General features: G+C 58.4%; 18 protein-coding genes and 3 pseudogenes. 15 read left to right on the top strand and 6 right to left on the bottom strand.

Translation table 11 applies throughout. The features are described 5' to 3' along the window. Window positions 1-2: 2 nt before the first annotated feature. Complete coding sequence (gene fnr, locus IPP88_02085) at window positions 3-719, bottom strand: fumarate/nitrate reduction transcriptional regulator Fnr (GenBank protein ID MBL0121551.1); 717 nt, start codon at window positions 717-719, stop codon at window positions 3-5. Window positions 720-848: 129 nt separating this feature from the next. Between fnr and hemN the strand changes: the two genes are divergently transcribed. The 12 genes and pseudogenes from hemN (at window position 849) to IPP88_02025 (ending at window position 12548) form a co-directional block, all read left to right on the top strand. Beyond that, a complete protein-coding gene (gene hemN / locus IPP88_02080) occupies window positions 849-2270 on the top strand; it encodes an oxygen-independent coproporphyrinogen III oxidase (GenBank protein MBL0121550.1) in 1422 nt (473 codons plus the stop codon). A gap of 105 nt (window positions 2271-2375) precedes the next feature. Continuing rightward, window positions 2376-3158: a sulfite exporter TauE/SafE family protein gene (locus IPP88_02075; GenBank protein MBL0121549.1), complete on the top strand. Its 783-nt coding sequence runs from the start codon at window positions 2376-2378 to the stop codon at window positions 3156-3158. A gap of 8 nt (window positions 3159-3166) precedes the next feature. Then, entirely contained in the window at window positions 3167-5713 is a 2547-nt protein-coding gene (locus IPP88_02070) for a heavy metal translocating P-type ATPase (GenBank protein MBL0121548.1), read from the top strand. Between the two features lie 16 nt (window positions 5714-5729). After that, window positions 5730-5918, top strand: a complete 189-nt coding sequence (gene ccoS / locus IPP88_02065; protein ID MBL0121547.1) for a cbb3-type cytochrome oxidase assembly protein CcoS — start codon at window positions 5730-5732, stop codon at window positions 5916-5918. A gap of 193 nt (window positions 5919-6111) precedes the next feature. Beyond that, entirely contained in the window at window positions 6112-6708 is a 597-nt protein-coding gene (locus IPP88_02060; GenBank protein ID MBL0121546.1) for an OmpW family protein, read from the top strand. Window positions 6709-7063: 355 nt separating this feature from the next. Further along, window positions 7064-8505 (top strand): annotated as a pseudogene (gene ccoN, locus IPP88_02055) (cytochrome-c oxidase, cbb3-type subunit I). Between the two features lie 3 nt (window positions 8506-8508). After that, the gene (gene ccoO, locus IPP88_02050; GenBank protein MBL0121545.1) at window positions 8509-9123 is read left to right on the top strand and encodes a cytochrome-c oxidase, cbb3-type subunit II; all 615 of its coding nucleotides are present in this window, start codon (window positions 8509-8511) and stop codon (window positions 9121-9123) included. A 2-nt stretch (window positions 9124-9125) separates the two neighbouring features. Continuing rightward, window positions 9126-9332, top strand: coding sequence for a cbb3-type cytochrome c oxidase subunit 3 (locus tag IPP88_02045; GenBank protein ID MBL0121544.1), 207 nt, complete (start codon window positions 9126-9128; stop codon window positions 9330-9332). After that, on the top strand, window positions 9329-10300 hold the full coding sequence (ccoP, locus tag IPP88_02040) for a cytochrome-c oxidase, cbb3-type subunit III (protein ID MBL0121543.1): 972 nt from the start codon (window positions 9329-9331) through the stop codon (window positions 10298-10300). Before IPP88_02045 ends, ccoP begins: the two co-directional genes overlap by 4 nt. Window positions 10301-10313: 13 nt before the next feature. Beyond that, window positions 10314-11615 (top strand): annotated as a pseudogene (ccoG, locus tag IPP88_02035) (cytochrome c oxidase accessory protein CcoG). A 160-nt stretch (window positions 11616-11775) separates the two neighbouring features. Further along, complete coding sequence (locus tag IPP88_02030; protein ID MBL0121542.1) at window positions 11776-12291, top strand: FixH family protein; 516 nt, start codon at window positions 11776-11778, stop codon at window positions 12289-12291. A 26-nt stretch (window positions 12292-12317) separates the two neighbouring features. After that, complete coding sequence (locus IPP88_02025) at window positions 12318-12548, top strand: hypothetical protein (GenBank protein MBL0121541.1); 231 nt, start codon at window positions 12318-12320, stop codon at window positions 12546-12548. A 255-nt stretch (window positions 12549-12803) separates the two neighbouring features. Here IPP88_02025 and IPP88_02020 read toward each other — a convergent pair whose 3' ends face one another. The 5 genes and pseudogenes from IPP88_02020 to IPP88_02000 all read right to left on the bottom strand — a co-directional run bounded on the left by IPP88_02020 (window position 12804) and on the right by IPP88_02000 (window position 17298). Further along, window positions 12804-13157: an MmcQ/YjbR family DNA-binding protein gene (locus tag IPP88_02020; protein ID MBL0121540.1), complete on the bottom strand. Its 354-nt coding sequence runs from the start codon at window positions 13155-13157 to the stop codon at window positions 12804-12806. After that, window positions 13154-13462, bottom strand: coding sequence for a cell division protein FtsB (ftsB, locus tag IPP88_02015; protein ID MBL0121539.1), 309 nt, complete (start codon window positions 13460-13462; stop codon window positions 13154-13156). The genes IPP88_02020 and ftsB overlap by 4 nt, the downstream gene beginning before the upstream one ends. Further along, window positions 13459-14742, bottom strand: a complete 1284-nt coding sequence (gene eno / locus IPP88_02010) for a phosphopyruvate hydratase (GenBank protein MBL0121538.1) — start codon at window positions 14740-14742, stop codon at window positions 13459-13461. The genes ftsB and eno overlap by 4 nt, the downstream gene beginning before the upstream one ends. 2 nt (window positions 14743-14744) lie before the next feature. Further along, window positions 14745-15595, bottom strand: a pseudogene (kdsA, locus tag IPP88_02005) (3-deoxy-8-phosphooctulonate synthase). Further along, a complete protein-coding gene (locus IPP88_02000) occupies window positions 15592-17298 on the bottom strand; it encodes a CTP synthase (protein MBL0121537.1) in 1707 nt (568 codons plus the stop codon). Before IPP88_02000 ends, kdsA begins: the two are co-directional and overlap by 4 nt. Window positions 17299-17422: 124 nt before the next feature. Here IPP88_02000 and mtnA point away from each other — a divergent pair, with 124 nt between their 5' ends. The 3 genes from mtnA (at window position 17423) to IPP88_01985 (ending at window position 21476) form a co-directional block, all read left to right on the top strand. After that, on the top strand, window positions 17423-18505 hold the full coding sequence (gene mtnA, locus IPP88_01995; GenBank protein ID MBL0121536.1) for an S-methyl-5-thioribose-1-phosphate isomerase: 1083 nt from the start codon (window positions 17423-17425) through the stop codon (window positions 18503-18505). A gap of 2 nt (window positions 18506-18507) precedes the next feature. Beyond that, window positions 18508-19173, top strand: a complete 666-nt coding sequence (locus IPP88_01990) for an L-fuculose-phosphate aldolase (protein ID MBL0121535.1) — start codon at window positions 18508-18510, stop codon at window positions 19171-19173. Window positions 19174-19628: 455 nt separating this feature from the next. After that, window positions 19629-21476, top strand: a complete 1848-nt coding sequence (locus IPP88_01985; GenBank protein ID MBL0121534.1) for a phosphoenolpyruvate carboxykinase (GTP) — start codon at window positions 19629-19631, stop codon at window positions 21474-21476. Window positions 21477-21540 lie beyond the last annotated feature (64 nt).

The following is a 21540-nucleotide window of genomic DNA, read 5'->3' as shown; positions in this document are numbered from 1 at the left end:
ATCTAGCTCACGTGGTGTGCGTAGATATTCTTCAAACCTTGAAGATCGACAATACGAACGAACTTTTGGTCGACCGTGATAAGCCCGTCCGCATGAAAACGCGAAAACGCGCGGCTGACGGTTTCGAGTTTGAGCCCGAGGTAGCTGCCGATTTCTTCGCGCGTCATGCGCAAATGAAATTCCATCGCCGAGTAGCCACGCGCCCCGAGGCGTTGCGACATGTTCAGCAGGAAAGCCGCGATACGCTCTTCCGCTCGCATGACGCCGAGCAGCATCATCACGCCACTTTCACGCACGATTTCACGGCTCATCATCTTGTGAAAATGCCGCTGCAGGCCGCTGATTTCGCGGGACAGCTCTTCCAGCCGTCCGTACGGAATACTGCAAACTTCGCTGTCCTCCAGCGCCACGGCATCGCAGTTGTGGCGTCCCTGGCCAATGCCATCCATCCCGAGGATTTCACCCCCCATGGAAAATCCGATCACCTGATCGCGGCCATCTTCATACGTCACGCGCGACTTGAAAAAGCCGCTGCGAATCGCATAAATCGAATCAAACGTTTCACCCGAGCGATACAGCGTCTCGCCGCGCTTTATTTTGCGACGAAGATTGACCATGGCATCGAGCTGCTCCAGATCCTGGTCGGACAAGCCGGCGGGGAGGCAGATCTCGCGCAAATTGCAGTTGGCGCAGGCGACCTTTAGCTCGGCCAGAACCATGTGAGTGCTTTGCTGCCGTGCTAATTCGGACCTTGCCATCGTTATTTCCTGTGAATAGCGTCAACGAACGGATGCTGTCGTCTTGATCCACGTCAAAACACATACTCTACATGTCGCCAACATGCATAGATGCCTGTTTCCCACTTATGCCCCGCCCCCCCTGCGACGGGCGTTCTGATCGATCCCGAAATGGTGCGAAAGTACGATAAACCGGGACCGCGCTACACCTCGTACCCGACGCCAGACTGCTTTATCGAAGCCTACGACACCCAGGCCCGCCAAGCCAGTTTGCGCCAACGGATGCCCACATGGGGACCCCGCACGAATGCTGAGCCTTTCTCATTATACGTCCACATCCCGTTTTGTCGCACAGCCTGCCATTTCTGCGCCTGTAACATGGTGGTGGGCGATGATGCCGGCAGCGCAAGCTACCTGAAGTATCTCGAACGCGAATTCAGCATGGTGGCGGACGCGCTGGAGGGGAGCCGTCGCGCGGATCAGATATCGATTGGCGGGGGCACACCAACATTTCTTTCTACGGCCGGGTTGGAAATGCTGATGCACCGCCTCGGGCAGCACTTTGAACTGCTGCCAGGTGAATACGCGGTCGAAATCGACCCGCGGACAGTCGATGACGAAAAAATTGCCGCCCTGGGACAACTGGGCTTCAATCGCATGAGCCTCGGTATCCAGGATTTCGATCCGGACGTGCAACAGGCCGTCAACCGTGTCCAGACCGTGGACGAAACGGCTCGGGCAATTACGGCCGCGCGACGGTACGGTTTCATGTCGATAAACCTGGACCTGATATACGGCCTGCCGAAACAGTCGCTTGGCGGTTTTGACGACACGCTTGATCAGGTTCTGGCCATGATGCCGGGTCGCGTCACGCTCTACGGCTATGATCACCTGCCCGGTATGCACAAATCGCAGCGGCAGATCGACACCAATGACTTGCCGGGCGCGGAGGCAAGATTGGAACTGCTGGTGATGGCCACCAACAAGTTGACCGGCGCCGGATATGTGTATATCGGCATGGATCATTTTGCGTTGCCTGATGATGAACTGGTCATCGCCGCCCGCCACGCCGGCTTGCGGCGCAATTTGCTGGGATATTCGACACATCCGGACACCGACGTGTTGGCGTTTGGTATTTCCGCCATCAGCAAAGTCGGCACCACCTACAGCCAGAACGTAAAAACGCTCGCAGAGTATTACGACCGCCTCGACCGCGATGAACTGCCGGTGTTGCGCGGCATCGAACTGACTGCAGATGACCTGCTGCGGCGTGCAATCATCCAGGCGCTGATCTGCCACTTTGAGCTATCAATAGAGTCCATAGAAATCGCCTACCTCATCAAATTCCGGGAGTACTTTTCGAGCGAGTGGGATAAACTTGAGGAATTGCAGCGCGAAGGGCTGATTACGCTTGAGCCAGAATGGCTCAATGTAACGCCGCGCGGCAGGTTGCTGGTCCGCAGCGTCGCCATGGTATTCGACCGGCACCTTTCGCGAATCGAGCAGCGCGAGCGCTTCTCCAAGATTATTTGACCTCCTCATAAAGATCGACAGCGTGGAATCGGGCACCATTTTCTGGACATTGCTGCTGACCGCCTTGACCACGGGATTGATGGGAAGCCTGCACTGTCTCGGCATGTGCGGGGGTATTTCCGCGACCGTGGCGCTGGCATCCCCGCTGGCGGAAAATGGCGGCGCCAAGAACGTCGGTTCGATGCACGTTGCCTTCGCCAAATTGCCCATTTCCGCGTCCGCAGGTGTATCACATGGCTTTCGACCGTCCTCCTTTCCGTCCAGTGCAGGCGCAAATGTTCTCGCCTTCAATGTTGGGAGAATCACCAGCTATGCCATCGCGGGCGCGCTGGCCGGGACGTTGGGTGGCGCACTCGCCGGCGTTGGCCAAGGCTGGGTGATCAGCGAAACGCTGCCTGTGCGGACGATGTTATTCCTGTTTGCAAACCTGATGATTGTTTTCACCGGCCTCTATCTGATGGGGGTTCCACAATTGCTTGCACCGTTGGAGAAAGCCGGGGTCACCTCTGGCGCCATGTCTCGCCCTATGCCAAAAAACTCCTGCCACTGCGATCGCTCACCCACGCCACTTTATTCGGCATGCTGTGGGGATGGATACCCTGCGGTCTGGTTTACGCCATGCTGCTCACGGCGATGAGCGCAGGTAGCACCGCGCGCGGAGCGATGACAATGGCCGCTTTCGGGCTTGGCACGCTTCCTGTCATGGTGGCGACTGGCTGGTCGGCCGGACGGCTGCGCGGCTGGACACGAAAACCGCGTGTTCGCATGGCGGCGGGGATCGCCGTCGTGGCAATGGGCGTGTTTGGCATCGCCCGCCTGGGAACCCTCGCGCAGTTGCAGGCGTTCGGTGCGTTTTGCATGACATTGATCCCGCCCGCCGCACCATAAATGACACCATGAACACTGTAGCCACCAAGCTCTCCGAAGCTTCACTGGCGCGGCGCGCGGAATCGCCGAGCGAAGCCGATCTGGAATGTTTCCATTGCGGACTTCCCGTTACCACCGGCACGCGCTTCAGTATTCGTTTCGATGGACAGCAGCGATCGCTCTGCTGCGCAGGTTGCGAGGCGGTAGCACAGACCATTCTCGATGCCGGCCTCGACGCGTATTACCGCGAACGCACAGCGAACCCCGGCGTATCGCCGGCTGAATTGCCCTCAAGCGGGACGGTGGATGCGCTATTTGACCTAAACGCCATTCAGTCCCAGTACGTGGCCTCGCCGGACGCCGAAACCCGCACGGCCGACCTCTACATCGAGGGCATTACCTGCAGTGCGTGCGTCTGGCTGGCGGAGTCCGCGTTGGCGCGTTTGCCCGGCGTCACGCAGGCATCGGTGAATCAGATCACGCATCGGGCTTCGGTGGCATGGAATCAGAATGAGACCACGCTGACGGCGCTATTGAATGCATTGAAGCGCGTCGGGTTGGGCGGCCAGCCCGCTGCCGCGACCGATTTTGCGGCGCGCCGCAAGTCGCGCCGGCGCGCACTGATCGGATTGGGCGTGGCACTGTTGTCTATGATGCAGGTGATGATGTTCACGCTGCCCGTGTACTTCACCGGCCCGGATGACGTCAGCCCTGAAGCGCGGCACCTGATGGGCTGGGCGGCATTGGTACTGACCTTGCCGGCCATCCTGTTTTCCGCGCGCGCATTTTTCGCCGGTGCGTGGCGCGACCTGCGCATCAGACACGTGAGCATGGATCTGCCGGTCGCACTGGCCATCACGGCCACCTTTGGCACCAGCTGCGTTGCGCTATTTCAGGGTTCGGGCGCGATGTATTTTGATTCGATTTCGATGTTCATCTTCTTGCTGCTCGCAGCGCGTTACCTGGAATCGTGGGCTCGCGAATCCTCGCTGTCACTGATTGAGCGCCTGACCAACGCGGCACCCGCCGTTGCGTGGGTCCTGCCTGCGTTTCCGGACGAGCGCGGGGGCGGTGCAATTGCGGCGGCCGAGCTGAAACCGGGACAAGTCATTCGCGTGGCGAATGGCGAACTGGTGGCGGCAGACGGTTTTATCGTCGAAGGCACCAGTGATTTCGACGAATCGCTCTTGTCCGGTGAATCGCAGCCCCTCGCACGCGGTCCGGGTGAGACGTTAATGGGTGGCTCACTCAATCTCGGCGCACCGGTGCTCATGCGCGTCACGCGTACGGGCGAGCTGACCGTGGCGTCAAATCTTCGCCACCTGACCGAGCAGGCGCTGGCCTCGCGGCCGAAGCTGACCGAATTCGCCGACCGCGCGGCACGCTGGATTTCGCCACTCACGCTTGGCTTGTCGGCGGCGGCGGCGCTGGTCTGGTTGTTCATTGATGCATCGATGAGTTTTCCCGTTGCCGTTGCAGTGCTCGCGGTCACCTGCCCGTGCGCGCTCGCGCTCGCCGTCCCCGCGGCGCAGGCGATCGCCACGACGCGCCTCGCGCGTGAGGGACTATTGATCACGCGCGCCGATACACTGGAAAAGATCGCGCGCGCAACCGACGTGATTTTTGATAAAACCGGCACGGTCACGACGGGGCATATCACCATCGATTTCACGCAGTTGTTTGGCGTGCTTGACCGCACACAGGCGATCGCCGTTGCGGTAGCACTCGAGGGCGGTTCCTCGCATCCGATTGCCCGGGCACTCGCGCTTGCATTTAGCCTTGCCAGGCCGGCGGAAGATACTGCCAGCAATGCAGGCGCGGTCTGCGCGACGAATCTGCACGCCGTTGGCGGTACCGGCGTGGAAGGCAACATCGATGGCATGACATACCGGCTCGGCCATGAGATGTACGTTCAGCAGCTGGTTGGGCACGCGGCGCCTGTGGTCGATCCTCGTGCCACGTCGGCCACTTCGGCTGCCTCGCCTGCCTCGCTATTCCTGGGCCGAGGCGGCGAGTGGCTTGCCGCGTTTGTGCTTTCCGATCCGCTGAAATCGGATGCCCGGAAAACAATTGAATGCTTGGGCACTCGCGGCCTGGCGGTCCATCTCCTGTCAGGTGACAGGCAAGATCGCGTGGAACAAGTCGCGGCCGCGCTGGGCGTGAAGCCATCGCAAGTCCAGGCACGGCAGACACCGACGCAAAAACTTGACTACGCCGCCACATTGAAAGCGCGTGGCGCGCAACTCATGGCGGTCGGCGACGGCGTCAACGACGCGCCCTTGCTGGGCTCGGCACACGTGTCGATTGCCATCGGCAGCGGCGCGGACCTCACCCGCCTCACGGCTGATGCCGTGCTGTTGTCACCCAACCTGCAGCCGCTATTGACGGCGCACGCGGTCGCGCGAAAGATGACTCGTATCATCCATCAGAATTTCGGCTGGGCTGTTGCCTACAACCTGATCGCGATACCGCTTGCCGTGACCGGCCGCATTTCGCCGGCGGAAGCGGCCATCGGCATGGCGTTGAGTTCACTGGCCGTGGTCGGTAATTCGTTGCGGTTGATGCGGCGCGATTGAGCGAAAATAGGCGGCCATGGAAATCCTGATTCTGCTCATTCCGCTCAGCGTCGTGCTCGCACTTGCCATCGGCGTCGTGTTCTGGTGGTCCGCGGAAAACGGCCAGTTCGATGATCTTGAGGGGCCGGGCCATCGGATCTTGATGGATGACGATCAGCCGCCGGCGCCAATCGAGCCCCCGCGTACCGATCAAAACAGCGGCTAGTTTGACTCGGCCCGAGCCGAAATTGCTGCGATGCAATATCTCGTATCGCTCAAGAAAACCCGACCGTTCCGCGAATACGCCCTTAATTTGCACATCATTTGATTCACATCAAATTACCGTATTGCTGCGCCACACCATAATGGTTAAGAATATTCCATATTGTTTTTTAACCGCAAAAAAAGGAACGCAGAAAATGAAAGCAAAACTGTTGGTACTCGCACTCGCAGGCGCTGCATTTGCACTACCCGCGATGGCGCAGGAAGGCCCTTGGCTGGTCCGCGTTCGGGCCTTGAACATGCAGGTCGACAACGGCAACTCACCGGAAGTGAGCGGCGCCAAGGTTGAAGTAAACAACAAGACTTTCCCTGAAGTCGATTTTTCCTACAACATCACGCGCAATATCTCGGCGGAATTGATTCTCACCTATCCGCAAAAGCACGATGTGAAGCTGCAGGGGGCCAAGATCGGCACGATCAAGCACTTGCCACCGACGCTGACACTGCAATACCAGTTCCTGCCCGGCGAGAAATTCAATCCGTATGTTGGTGCCGGCCTGAACTACACGCGCTTCATGAGCGCGAACCTGCCGGCTGGCGTGACCACCGACAAGAGCAGCGCGGGCTTCGCACTGCAAGTGGGCGCGGATATCGAGATCGCGAAAAACACCTACATCAACCTTGACTTCAAACGCGTCAACATTGAAGCCGACGTAAAAGTATCCGGCGCCAAACTCACCACGCTGAAAGTCGATCCGAATCTGATCAGCGTCGGCATGGGCTGGCGTTTCTAGTTCTGGCTTCGCTGCGACAACTGTAAAAACACAAGGACTGGCGCGGCTTTCAGGGCATTTATGGCCTGGGAAGCGCGCCAGATGGCGATCTGCGGTGTCCTTTGGCGGGAGGATTCATTCCTGGGCTTTTCGTGAATGCTTCCATGAATACTTCCATTCACGCGCCGTGATCACGAACCTGTAAGTCATCCATCCTTGCGCGCATTCTGATGGCTGATGATCCACCGTTCGGGTTAGTCGGGATACTCCCTCAAAGCCCACCAAACCCTCTTCGTTTGATCCAAATCAAATAGATTTTCTGTTGTAATGCAACTATAAGCACGCCGTGAAAAAAACTCCGCAAAGGAACCTGAAAATGCAGGCACAAGCAACGACCTACAACTATAAAGTGGTCAGGCAGTTCGCCATCATGACTGTCGTCTGGGGTATCGTCGGCATGCTGGTGGGCGTCATCATCGCCGCACAGCTGATCTGGCCGGACCTCACCTTTGGCATTCCGTTTCTATCCTACGGTCGATTGCGGCCGCTGCATACCAACGCCGTGATTTTCGCCTTTGGGGGCTCGGCGCTGTTTGCTACTTCGTACTACGTGGTGCAGCGAACGTGCCAGGTACGACTGTTCTCCGACGGTCTCGCGTCACTCACGTTCTGGGGCTGGACGCTGATCATCGTGCTGGCGGCAGTCACATTGCCGCTCGGCATCAACACCAGCAAGGAATACGCGGAACTTGAATGGCCGATCGATATCCTGATCACCATTGTATGGGTCTCGTACGCGGTGGTGTTTTTCGGCACTATCGTGAAACGGAAGGTGCCGCACATCTACGTCGCCAACTGGTTCTTTGGCGGTTTCATTCTGACGGTCGCCCTACTGCATCTCGTCAACAGCGCGGAAATTCCGGCAAGCTTCTGGAAATCGTATTCCGCGTATGCCGGTGTGCAGGACGCGATGGTGCAATGGTGGTATGGCCACAACGCGGTGGGCTTCTTCCTCACCGCCGGCTTCCTTGGCATGATGTACTACTTCGTGCCGAAACAGGCCGGACGTCCGGTGTACTCCTATCGGCTTTCCGTGGTCCACTTCTGGGCGCTGATCTTCACGTACATGTGGGCCGGCCCGCATCATCTGCACTACACGGCGTTGCCCGATTGGGCGCAGTCTCTTGGCATGGTGTTCTCGCTGGTGCTGCTGGCACCGAGCTGGGGCGGCATGATCAACGGCATCATGACCCTGTCGGGCGCATGGCACAAACTGCGTGACGATCCGATTCTCAAGTTCATGATCGTCTGGTTACGCTGTCGTTCTACGGCATGTCGACCTTTGAAGGCCCGATGATGTCGATCAAGACGGTGAACGCGCTGTCGCATTACACCGACTGGACCATTGGCCACGTGCACTCCGGCGCGCTGGGCTGGGTCGCGTTCATTTCGATCGGCGCCCTGTATTACATGATCCCGCGCCTGTTCGGCCGCCTCGAGATGTACAGCATCCGCCTGATCACGCTGCACTTCTGGGTCGCGACGCTGGGTATCGTGCTCTACATTTCCTCGCTGTGGATTGCGGGTGTGATGCAGGGCCTGATGTGGCGCGCCGTGAATTCGGATGGCACGCTCACCTACAGCTTTGTCGAAAGCGTGAAGGCGAGCTATCCGTACTGGACCATCCGTCTGGTGGGCGGCTCGATGTTCTTCACCGGCATGTTGCTGATGGCCTACAACACCTGGAAGACCGTGGCCCTCGGCAAGGCCTATGACGCGCCGATTCCGGCCGTCACTCAAGACTCACACGGAGACTGAGCCATGAAGTTTTCACACGAAACCCTCGAGAAAAACATTGGCTGGATGGTGTTGCTGATTGTGCTCACCGTCAGTGTCGGCGGCCTGGTCGAAATCGTACCGCTGTTCTTCCAGAAATCCCTCACCGAACCGGTAGCAGGATTGAAACCCTACACCGCGTTGCAATTGGCGGGACGCGACATTTACCAGCGTGAAGGCTGCTATAACTGCCACTCGCAGATGATCCGTCCGTTCCGTGCCGAAACCGAGCGCTATGGCCACTACTCGGTGGCCGGTGAGTTTGTCTACGACCATCCGTTCCAGTGGGGCAGCAAGCGCACCGGACCGGACCTGCATCGAGTTGGCGGGCGTTACAACGACGACTGGCATCGCTTGCATCTTCGCCAGCCGCGCGATCTCGTGCCGGAATCGAACATGCCCGCCTACCCGTGGCTCGCCAAGACCTTGCTCGATCCAAGCGAACGCGCACCGCGCATGACGGCACTTTCCCGTGTTGGCGTGCCGTACACCCAGGCGGAAATCGACAAGGCGGGCGACGACGTCAAGGGCAAGACCGAAGAAGATGCGCTGGTCGCATATCTTCAGGTGCTCGGCACCGCGCTGAAGAATGTGAAATAGCCATGGACATCAACGACCTTCGCACCATCATCACCACGATCTCGTTCGTGGTGTTTGCCGGCATCGTCTTCTGGGCCTACAGCAGCCGCCAGCGCGCGCGCTTCGAGGAGGCCGCGAACCTGCCGTTTGCCGATACTGAACTGCCCGGCGAAATTCCCGTCGCGCGCCCTCTCAATTCCAAAGAAAACAGCAACGGAGTCCGCTCATGAGCGATTTCATTTCCGGTTATTGGCATTGGTACATTTCGATCATTTCGCTGGTTGGCATCCTCGGTTGCGGCCTGCTGCTGTGGATGCAACACACGGCGCGTCCGCCCAAGGGTCAGAAGGTCGAGTTGCACGGCCACGTATGGGACGACGACCTCACGGAATACAACAATCCGCTGCCGCGCTGGTGGATGTGGCTGTTCTACATCACCATCGTCTTCGCACTGGTTTATCTGGTCGTCTATCCCGGTCTGGGAACGTTCGGTGGCAAGTTCAATTGGACCTCGGCGAATGCGTACGAAGCGGAAATGAAACAGGCAAACGCCGACTATGGACCGCTTTTCGACAAATACGCGAAGGTAGACGTCGCCACCCTTTCCAAGGATCCGCAAGCAAACGCCATGGGACAACGCCTGTTCCTGACCTATTGCGCGCAATGCCATGGTTCGGATGCCGGCGGCGCCAAAGGCTTCCCGAATCTTCGCGACAAGGACTGGCTGTATGGCGGCGACGCGGCGACCATCGAAACCACCATCATTGGTGGCCGCAATGGCATCATGCCGGCGCTCGGCGCGGCTGTCGGTGGCGAGGAAGGGATCAAGGAGTTGGTCAATTATGTGCGTTCCCTTTCCGGTCTGAAGCACGATGCAAAACTGGCGGAAGCGGGCAAACCCAAGTTCGCGATTTGCGCGGCGTGTCATGGCCCCGAAGCAAAGGGCATGAATGCGACTGGCGCGCCGAACCTGACCGACGCCATTTGGCTCTATGGCAGTTCGGAAGAAACCATCGCCGAAGGCATTCGCAATGGCCGCAATAACATGATGCCGGCACAGAAAGAGCGTTTGGGCGAGGCCAAGATCCACCTTCTCGCAGCTTATGTGTACAGCCTCGGTGGCGGCATGCCTGCACCAGCACCGGTCGAGACGACTGCGCCCGCGGACGCACCCGCTGCCACGGCACCGCCGAAGTAACCAACAGGCATTGATGTCCCATTCGAATAAAGTCATCCCCATTAACCCTGCTCCTGACGCCATCGGCGATCAGGAGCAGGTTCTTTATGAGGTGCGAAAAAAGATCTACCCGCGCGCGGTTAGCGGATGGTTCGCGAAATGGCGCTGGGCGCTGGTGTTTATTACGCAGATTATTTTCTACGCCTCGCCATGGCTTTCATGGAATGGGCGCCAGGCGGTGCTATTCGATCTGGTGGCGCGCAAGTTCTATATCTTCGGCATCGTTTTCTGGCCGCAGGATTTTATTTATCTCACCATCCTGTTACTGGTTTCGGCGTATTCGCTGTTCCTGTTCACCACCGTAGCCGGGCGCCTGTGGTGCGGCTATGCCTGCCCGCAGACGGTGTATACGGAGATCTTTCTCTGGATAGAGCGCAAGATAGAAGGTGACCGTGTCGCCCGGATGCGCCTCGATAGCAGCGCGCGTTCAACACGCAAGGTCGCATTGAAGTCAGCCAAGCACGCCGTGTGGATTGCACTGTCACTGTGGACTGGCTTTACTTTCGTCGGCTATTTCACGGCGATCCACGATCTGGGCCGCGAAGTAATCACTTGGACGCTGGGTCCATGGGAAACGTTCTGGCTGTTTTTCTACGGTTTTGCGACCTATGGCAACGCCGGCTGGATGCGTGAGCAGGTATGCAAATACATGTGTCCGTATGCACGCTTCCAGGGCGTGATGTTCGACCGGGACACGCTGGTGGTCGCCTATGATGAAGAACGCGGCGAGCCGCGTGGATCGCGCTCGAAAAAAGCCGATGCCAAGGCGCTCGGCCTCGGCGCGTGCGTGAGTTGCGATATCTGTGTGCAGGTCTGTCCGACAGGCATCGATATACGCAAAGGACAGCAGTACGAATGCATCGGTTGTACCGCCTGCATCGACGGCTGCAACCAGGTAATGGACAAGATGGGCTATGCGCGCGGCTTGATCCGCTATGCGTCGCTCAATGGCGTCAGCCAGCACCTGGGCTGGAAAGAAATGGTCCGGCGGGTGTTCAGGCCGCGGGTATTGATTTACACCACGGTGCTGTGGGCGATCATCATTGCTGCCAGCGTCAGCCTGTACCTGCGTGTGCCGGTCAAGGTCGACGTCATTCGCGATCGCTCGACACTTTCGCGCGAAGTGGCGGACGGACTGATCGAAAACGTGTATCGGCTGCAGATCATGAACACGCAGGAACAACCGCGCCGGCTGATGATTACCGCGACCGGCATCGATGACCTCAAGGTCGGCGGCATCACACTGCCACTTGAGATCGGACCCGCGTCCACCCAGATGTTCACGCTGAACCTGCGTGCGCCCGCCGAAAAAAGCGCAAAAGGGCTCCACCCGCATCGAGTTCCACATTGTTCCAATGGATTCACTGGGCAAATCCAATCCGGACGAATTCTCATTGCACGAGAAGTCCATCTTCTTCAAATCCTGAGGTGTCCGCATGAATGCTACTTCGCCAATCCGCCAACAAGCCGCACCGACCCCCTGGTATCGCGAACCTTGGCCTTGGCTGCTCATGGCCGGCCCGGCCATCGTCGTGGTCGCCGGGTTTGTCACTCTCGGTTTCGCAATCCAGAGTTCCGACGGTCTGGTTGCCGATGACTATTACAAGCAGGGCAAGGCCATCAACATGACAATCACGCGCGACGCACGTGCGCAGCAGCTCGGGTATCGCGCCCGGCTGTCGATGACCCAGGAAGGCCACGTGGCGCTCAACTTTGTGGCGGACGCGCCCACGGCGCCGCTTTTACGCCTGACACTTCATCATCCGACACGCAGCGGTTTTGATCGCGAGATTTTGCTGGCGCGCGCCAGCGACAACACCTACTCTGCCGCGATGCCCGCCATCGATGCGCCGCGCTGGGGCATGACACTCGAAGACGAAGGCCGTACCTGGCGCCTCACCGGCGACTGGTCCACCGGTAGCGGCACGATCGAATTGGGCGGCACACGCTAATCACCGTTGTTCACCGAGGAACACGCATGGCTAAATACATCATGTGGGTGCTGTGGCCCTCATTCATCGCGGCCGGAATGGGCGTGGGTATTCTGTTCACGCTGGTGGATCCCAGCGAACTGGTGATCCTGGGAAATCCGGTTCATGTCAGCAAGACCGCGGTCTACACGCTGGGGTTCTTTGTTCTATGGGCAATTTGCAGCGCAGCCAGCGCGTTGAGCTGTTTTCTGCAGGCGACCTCGCGCGAAGGTTCTTGACCGAACCCTCCACTCTAAGTGGCGCTCTCGAAACTCAAGCACTGGTGCGCCTTCCAGACTGATAATAGCTGGAGACGCTCGCCAATACTGGCGTTTTTCGAATTCTGGCAAGTCGTCTGGGCCAAACGCTTGAACCACATAGCGTGGATGCAGCGTAGCGAAATCCGGCGCGTCATTGGCTGCTTGCTCGTTAGTCCAGTGAGCGTCCCGGATTTCGCTACGCTGCATCCGGGCGACAGAGTCGCGACATGCGCCTTAGCCGATACCCAGTTCCGACCGGCATTTCTTCGTCAGCTTCATGCCGACCAACTCATGTGATCGCTTGATCAGCAATTTCAGCTCCGCGTCCGGGACTTTTTTCAGGTCGATCACCTGTACCCATTTCGCGCGCGCCAGATACGGTGCGGGAATAAAGCCGGCGCGATCCGTATAGGACAAGAATAAATCGTCGTCGACCTTGAAGCCGACAGTGGGCAATCCCTTTTGATCAACATGCGCAACGCAGAACATCTTGCCGCCGATCGAATACACCTGATCGATGCCCCACTTGATGTCACCGGTTGCGCCAGGCAAGGCCGCGCAGAATTTCTTGACGGCGGCAACGTTCATTTCGTCGTGCCTGATGCGGGTGTCACGACGGAGGGCTTTTCGACCACCTGATAGAAAACTTCGTCAGATTTGATCATGCCGAGCTCGACCCGCGCGCGTTCCTCGACCGCATCAATGCCTTGCTTCAGGTCGCGAACCTCGGCGTCCAGGCCCGCGTTGCGGGTGGCCAGCTGAATGTTCTTGGCTTTCTGCTGATCGACTTGCCGTGAAAACTCCCACACCTTCAGCCAGCTTCCTTTGCCCAACCAGAGCGGGTACTGGATGGCAACGATAAGCGCGATGAGCGTGTGGGGCAGGTATTTCACTTCAGGTTGTAATACGCCGATTTGCCGGCATAGCTTGCGGCGTCACCCAACTCTTCCTCGATGCGCAGTAGCTGATTGTATTTCGCCATGCGGTCCGAGCGCGACGCCGAACCGGTCTTGATCTGCAAGGCATTTGTCGCCACAGCAATATCAGCAATCGTCGTGTCTTCGGTTTCGCCGGACCGGTGTGAAATCACGGTGGTGTAATTCGCGCGCTTGGCCATCTCGATCGCCGCAAAGGTCTCGGACAGCGTACCAATCTGGTTCACCTTGATCAGGATGGAATTGGCAATGCCCTTGCTGATGCCCTCCCGCAAGATCTTGGTATTGGTCACGAACAGATCGTCGCCGACCAGTTGGACTTTCTTGCCAAGTTTTTCGGAAAGCGTCGCCCAACCGTCCCAGTCATCCTCAGCCATGCCGTCTTCGACCGATACGATCGGATACTTGTCGCACCAGGTCGCGAGCACATCGGTGAATTGCGCGGAAGTGAAGGCAAGTTTTTCCGCTTCGAAGCGATACTTTCCGTCGACGCGGAATTCGCTTGCGGCGCAATCCAGTCCGATCAGGATGTCCTGACCCGCCGTGTAGCCCGCTTCGGCAATCGCCTTCATGATGTATTGCAATGCCGCTTCGTTGTTGGCGAGGTTGGGCGCGAATCCGCCTTCGTCACCGACGTTGGTATTGTGCTTTTCGGCGTGCAGGATTTTTTTCAGCGCGTGAAAGACTTCCACGCCGGCCCGCAACGCTTCGCGAAACGTCGGCAGCCCCGCCGGAATAATCATGAATTCCTGTATGTCGAGCACATTGTCGGCATGCTGGCCGCCATTGATGACATTCATCATCGGCACCGGCATCTGCATCGGCGCGGCGCCGCCGAGGTAGCGATACAGCGACAGGCCGGATTCGTCCGCCGCCGCCTTCGCGCAAGCCAGCGACACCGCCAGGATCGAGTTCGCGCCAAGGCGCGATTTACTTTCCGTGCCATCGAGCTCGATCATGGTCTTGTCGATGAACGATTGCTCGCTGGCGTCAAGGCCGATCACGGCTTCACAGATTTCGGTGTTGATGTGCTCGCATGCCTTCAATACCCCCTTGCCCATGTAGCGCTTGGCGTCCTTGTCGCGAAGCTCGATAGCTTCGCGCGAACCCGTCGACGCGCCTGAAGGTACGGCAGCACGACCGATCACGCCGGACTCGAGCAGCACATCGGCTTCGACGGTGGGATTGCCGCGGGAATCCAGAATTTCGCGGGCGACAATATCAACAATGGCAGTCATTACTATTTTCCTTGTGTCATCAGTGCGGTTTCGGCGAATGCATTTTGCTTCACCAGGTCATCGATTGCTTTTAGCGTGCTCAATAGATCTCTCATCAGCGCCAAGGGCCACGAATTTGGACCGTCCGAGAGCGCTTTGCTCGGATCGGGATGCGTTTCCATAAACAAGCCGGAAACGCCTACGGCCACCGCAGCCCGCGCGAGGACCGGCACAAACTCACGCTGGCCGCCGGAACTTGTGCCCTGCCCGCCTGGTAGCGCCACGGAATGCGTCGCATCGAAAACCACGGGGCAATTTGTCTCGCGCATGATCGCCAGCCGCGCATGTCGGAAACCAGATTGTTGTAGCCGAATGAGGCACCACGTTCACACACCATGATGTTGTCAGCCCCGCTTGCTTCACGGGCCTTGTCGACGACGTTCTTCATGTCACCCGGCGCAAGGAACTGGCCCTTCTTGATGTTCACCGGCTTTCCACAACGGGCGACGGCGTGAATGAAATCAGTCTGGCGGCAAAGGAAGGCGGGAGTTTGTAAAACATCGACCACGCTCGCAACGGTGGCCACTTCGTCGATTGTGTGTACGTCCGTAAGCACCGGCACATTCAGCTGTTTTCTTACTTCCGCCAGAATGCGCAGGCCTTCTTGCATTCCAGGCCCCCGGAATGATTTGCCAGAACTGCGATTAGCTTTGTCGTAGCTCGATTTGAAAATGAACGGAATGCCGAGCGAGGACGTCATTTCTTTCAGTTGGCCGGCGACATCGATTTGCATTTGCATCGATTCAACGACGCACGGGCCCGCAATGAGAAAAAAAGGCTTGTCGATGCCGACCTCAAAACCGCAGAGCTTCATGCCGCCGTCGCCTTCGTGCCCTGCGCGGCCCCGCCCTGCACCACTCGAAGTCCCGCCTCGCCATGCACTTTCTTGTGTTGTTCCAGCCCCGCCTTGACGAACGACGTGAACAGCGGATGTCCATCGCGCGGTGTGGACGTAAATTCCGGGTGGAACTGGCAGCCGTAGAACCACGGATGTGCGTGCTTGGCTGTATCAAGTTCCGCCATTTCCGGCAGCGATTCCGAATTGGTCCGCGCGGAAATCATGAAGCCCGCCGCCTCAAGCCGCGGCACGTAGTGATTGTTGACCTCGTAGCGATGGCGATGGCGCTCACTGACCGTGTCGGCACCATAAATCTTGTGGGCCAGCGTACCGGGTAGCACCGTGCAGGGCTGCGCACCGAGGCGCATGGTGCCGCCCAGGTTGGAATTCGAATCGCGCTTCTCGACTTTGCCGTCACGGTTCTGCCATTCGGTAATCAGTGCGACCACCGGATGTGGTGTGTCGGGATCGAATTCGGTCGAATTGGCATTCGCGAGGCCAACCACATTGCGCGCGAATTCGATGGTGGCGATCTGCATGCCGAGGCAGATGCCGAGATAAGGAATCTTGTTCTCGCGCGCGAATTTCACCGCGGCAATCTTGCCTTCGGTGCCGCGCTTGCCGAATCCACCTGGTACCAGGATCGCGTCCATGTTCGCCAAGGCCGCAACACCATCCTTTTCGATCTGTTCGGAATCGAGATAGTGGATTTTCACTTTGGTACGGGTGTGAATGCCGGCGTGTATCAGCGCCTCCGACAAAGACTTGTACGAATCCGTCAGATCGACATATTTGCCGACCATCGCGAGCTCAATCTCATTCTCGGGATGTTCGAGCGCGTCCACGATGCCGTCCCACAGCGTCAGATCCGCCGGTCGCGGCGTGAGATGCAGCTTGCGGCAAACGATTTCGTCCAGGCCCTGCTTGTGCAGCATCTTCGGAATCTTGTAAATCGATGTCGCGTCATAGCATGAAATTACCGAGCCCATATCAACGTTGGTGAATAGCGCAATCTTGCGGCGGTCGTCGTCGGGAATCGGCCGATCACTTCGGCACATCACCACATCGGGTTGGATACCGATCTCGCGCAATTCTTTAACGCTGTGCTGGGTGGGCTTGGTCTTGATCTCGCCCACGGTCGGCAGATACGGCACCAATGTCAGGTGGATATAGCAGGCATTGTCGCGGCCCTGTTCGATGCCCATCTGGCGAATTGCCTCCAGGAATGGCAATGACTCGATGTCGCCGACCGTGCCGCCGATCTCAATGATGCCGACTTCGGCGTCCTGCGTACCGGCGCGAATCGATGCCTTGATCTCATCGGTGATATGCGGAATCACCTGCACCGTGCCGCCAAGATAATCGCCGCGCCGTTCTTTGTTGATGACGCGCTCGTAAATCTGGCCGGTGGTGAAGTTGTTCGATTTCTTCATCTTCATCGAGATGAAGCGCTCGTAATGTCCGAGATCGAGATCGGTCTCCGCACCGTCCTCGGTAACGAAGACCTCACCATGCTGGAACGGCGACATGGTGCCCGGATCCACATTGATGTACGGATCCAGCTTCATCATCGAGACTTTGATGCCGCGCGATTCGAGAATGGCAGCGAGGGAGGCGGCGGCGATGCCTTTTCCGAGGGAGGAAACAACGCCACCGGTTACGAAAATGTACTTGGTCATGATGTTGACCCCCAGCTACTGGGTAGGAAAACCCCGGGTTGGAAATTGGTATTTTACATGAGGGCCGCCCCGAACTCCGGCTGGTTCCAATAATCTTGCCGGAAAATCGCATAAACTTCGTAACATGAAAGTGAATGGACAGGCCTTTCGCAGCATCTGGACGGAAGAAAAACCGCGACGGGTCCATATCATCGACCAGACGCGGCTGCCGTTCGCCTTTGAGACATTGACGCTGTCCACCCGCGACGACATCGCACAGGCGATTCGCGCGATGCAAGTGCGTGGCGCACCGTTGATAGGCGTCACCGCCGCATTCGGCGTCGCGCTCGCGATGCAGCACGACAGTAGCAACGTCGCGCTGGACACATCGATTTCAATCCTGCTTGCGACCCGGCCGACGGCCGTGAATCTCGCCTGGGCGCTTGAGACCGTCAGGCGCGAACTCGCCACACTGCCTCACCATCAGCGCGCCGACGCGTCATGGTCCCTCGCGAAAAGGCTGGCTGACGAAGATGTGGCAACCAACGCGGCCATCGGCGAGCACGGCCTCACCCTGGTTCGTGCCTTGCATGAGAAATTGCAGCGCCCGGTAAACATCCTCACGCATTGCAACGCCGGCTGGGTCGCGACGGTCGACTGGGGAACGGCGCTGGCGGTGATCTACAAATCCCACGCCGCCGGCATCCCGGTACACGTGTGGGTGGATGAAACGCGCCCCCGCAACCAGGGATTGCTCACCGCCTGGGAGCTGCGTGAGCAAGCCGTGCCGCACACATACATCGTCGACAATGCCGGTGGTCACCTGATGCAGCATGGCAAAGTCGATATGGTGCTGGTGGGCGCGGATCGGGTGTCGCGAGCCGGCGATGTCGCCAACAAGATCGGCACATACCTCAAAGCGTTGGCTGCTCATGACAACCACATTCCGTTCTATGCCGCGTTGCCGGTATCCACCATCGATCCCACGCTGGAGAATGCGCTCGACGAAATCGAAATCGAAGAACGCAGCGAAACAGAAGTCCGCGCCATTTCTGGCTTGCAGGCCGAAAATGCCCTGAACGCCTCACCGGTGCTCATTCTTCACCCGGGCACGCCTGTTTCCAATCCTGGCTTTGACGTGACACCGAGCCGCCTCGTCACGGGCATCATTACCGAGCGCGGGGTGTTCGCGCCTGATCAACTTGCGTCGTCACTCGCCCCCTCCTGACCATGGCATTCCTGAAACTTCAACACACGACTGACGAATCCCTGCGCGCGGAGATTGTTCACACCACGCTGAAGATGAACGCGCTCGGCATCAACGAGGGTAAGTCGGGGAATGTCAGCGCCCGCGTGGATGCAGGTTTTCTGGTCACGCCGACCGGCATACCGTATGAAAAAACCCGGCGCGAACAAATTGTCGCGATGCGAATGGATGGCACGCACGAGGGCGATGTCCTGCCTTCATCCGAATGGCGTTTCCATCGGGACATTTATGCCGCGCGCGCCGACGTGAATGCAATCGTCCACACCCATGCGCCGTTTGCGACCACGCTCGCGTGCATGGACCGCGAGATTCCGTCGTTCCACTACATGGTCGCCGCGGCGGGCGGCAAGAACATTCGCTGCGCGCCGTACGCCACGTTCGGTACGCAGGAATTATCGGATTTTGCGGTCGCCGCGCTTTGCGATCGAAAGGCTTGCCTGTTATCGCATCACGGCATGATCGCCTGTGGTCCTGATCTGGAAAAGACGCTGGCACTGGCGGTGGAAGTCGAAACATTGGCGCGCATGTATTGGCAGGCTCTGCAGATTGGCGAGCCCGTCCTGCTATCCGATGCGGAAATGGAGATGGTGCTGGGGAAGTTCGCGACTTACGGCCAGCAGACAGCCTAGCGCACGGAAAATCCGCACGCCGTTTTGCTGGCATGGCCGCCCACGCATCGCCAATTGTTGCAATTTTGCAAAAAAATCATTGTTCCGGAAAATATTTTTCCCTTGGCGCCTTGCGCAATTTGTTTGCGAAACTACAGGCGCGCGACTCCGAAAATCTTCACCCCAGCCAGATTCGGCGCCTGACGGCGCCTACAGAAAACTCCGTTTAAAGGCGTCTGTCATTGTGTGCCCTCGATAAACAGAATCGTCCCGTCTTGGAGACGTTCGCGGGATGTAGTAAAACTCCATCAATTTCCGGATTTCCGAACGCCTATCCGCGGGCCCTGGGCGCTGTTTGACACGCGTGTGGCGATGGCCTGCCTTCGCATGGCATGGGATAATTTCCCTATGAAATTTACGGAAATGCGACATAGATTGCATTCCGACTGGCCCGTTTTTTTCCTGGAGATCCTGGTATGCATGCCCAAGCCAAACCCGTTCACTTGAACGATGCCCCAACACGACACGCCAAACTGCTGGCGTGGGTCGAAGAAGTCGCCCAACTCACACAGCCAGCGCGCATCTACTGGTGCGATGGCTCCGATGAGGAATACGATCGGCTTTGCGCGGAACTGGTTGCCGCTGGAACGTTTACCAAACTGAACGAAAAGCTTCGTCCCCATTCCTACTTGGCACTTTCCGACCCGTCCGACGTGGCACGGGTTGAAGACCGCACCTTCATCTGTTCGGAAAAAAAACAGGACGCGGGTCCCACCAATAACTGGGTCGCCCCGGTCGAGATGCGGGCGACGCTGAACAAACTATTCGACGGAAGCATGCAAGGCCGAACCATGTACGTGGTGCCATTCAGCATGGGACCACTGGGTTCGCACATATCGCATATCGGCGTGGAACTCTCCGATTCACCATACGTGGCCGTGAACATGAAGCTCATGACACGCATGGGGAAGAAAGTTCTTCAGGCACTCGGCGACAACGGCGTCTTCGTGCCGGCGCTGCACTCGGTTGGCGCGCCGCTCGCGGCGGGGCAACGCGACGTGGTCTGGCCGTGCAATAACGAACACAAGTACATCGTGCATTTCCCCGAGACGCACGAGATCTGGTCCTACGGCTCCGGCTACGGTGGCAACGCGCTGCTGGGCAAGAAATGTTTTGCCTTGCGAATTGCATCAGTGATGGGCAAGCAACAAGGCTGGCTGGCCGAGCACATGCTGATCCTCGGTGTCAAAACGCCCGAAGGCAAAAAGCACTACATCACCGCGGCATTCCCGTCAGCGTGCGGCAAAACCAATTTCGCGATGCTGGTACCGCCCGAGTCTTTCAGGAAGCAGGGCTGGGAAGTGACAACCATCGGCGACGACATTGCGTGGATCAAGCCTGGTGCCGATGGCCGGATGTATGCCATCAACCCTGAAGCCGGATTCTTCGGCGTCGCGCCGGGTACCTCGTACGAGACCAACCCCAATTGCATGGAAACGCTGAAGGCGGATGTCATTTTCACGAACGTTGCGCGCACACCCGACGGCGACGTGTGGTGGGAAGGCATGACCAAACAAGCGCCCGCGCAATTGATCGACTGGCAAGGCAATGCGTGGACGCCCGATTGCGGTCGCGTCGCGGCGCATCCGAATTCGCGTTTCACGGTGGCCGCCACCAGTTGCCCCTCGCTCGATCCGGAATGGGACAATCCGGAAGGCGTGCCGTTGTCGGCGGTTATTTTCGGCGGCCGCCGCTCATCGACCGTGCCGCTGGTGACCGAAGCGAACAACTGGAATGACGGCGTTTACATGGGCGCCACGCTCGGCTCGGAAACAACCGCCGCGATTGCCGGCCAAGTGGGTGTGGTGCGTCGCGATCCCTTCGCGATGATTGCTTTTTGCGGCTACAACATGGCCGACTATTTTGGTCACTGGATCAACACCGGTGCAAAAAACGGCGCGACCAGCGCGAACGCGGCACCGAAACTTTATTGCGTCAACTGGTTCCGCAAGAATGACCAGGGCAAATTTGTCTGGCCCGGCTTCGGGGACAACATGCGCGTGCTGAAATGGATCATCGAACGTGTCGAAGGCAAGGCGCAGGCGACGCCGACCGCGCTGGGAAATATTCCCGAATACAGCCACCTTGACTGGACCGGCCTCGATTTCCCGCAGGAAACCTACGCGGCCATCACGGCAGTGAATGGAGCGCAGTGGCAGCAGGAGCTGAAACTGCACGATGAACTGCTCAGCAAGCTTGAGCACGGGCTGCCGAAGGCGATTGCGGACAGGCGCGCGACGCTGCAGGCGGCTCTTGGCGTTTAGCTAGCCAATCACAAGCACCGGCGCGGCTTTTCAGCCATTTTCATGCCAGAAGGCGCGCCAGTGC

The sequence above is a fragment of the Betaproteobacteria bacterium genome (assembly GCA_016720925.1).
GTDB lineage: Bacteria > Pseudomonadota > Gammaproteobacteria > Burkholderiales > Usitatibacteraceae > UKL13-2.
Note: the sequence above shows the minus strand (reverse complement) of the source record. Positions and strands in the feature narration are given on the sequence as shown.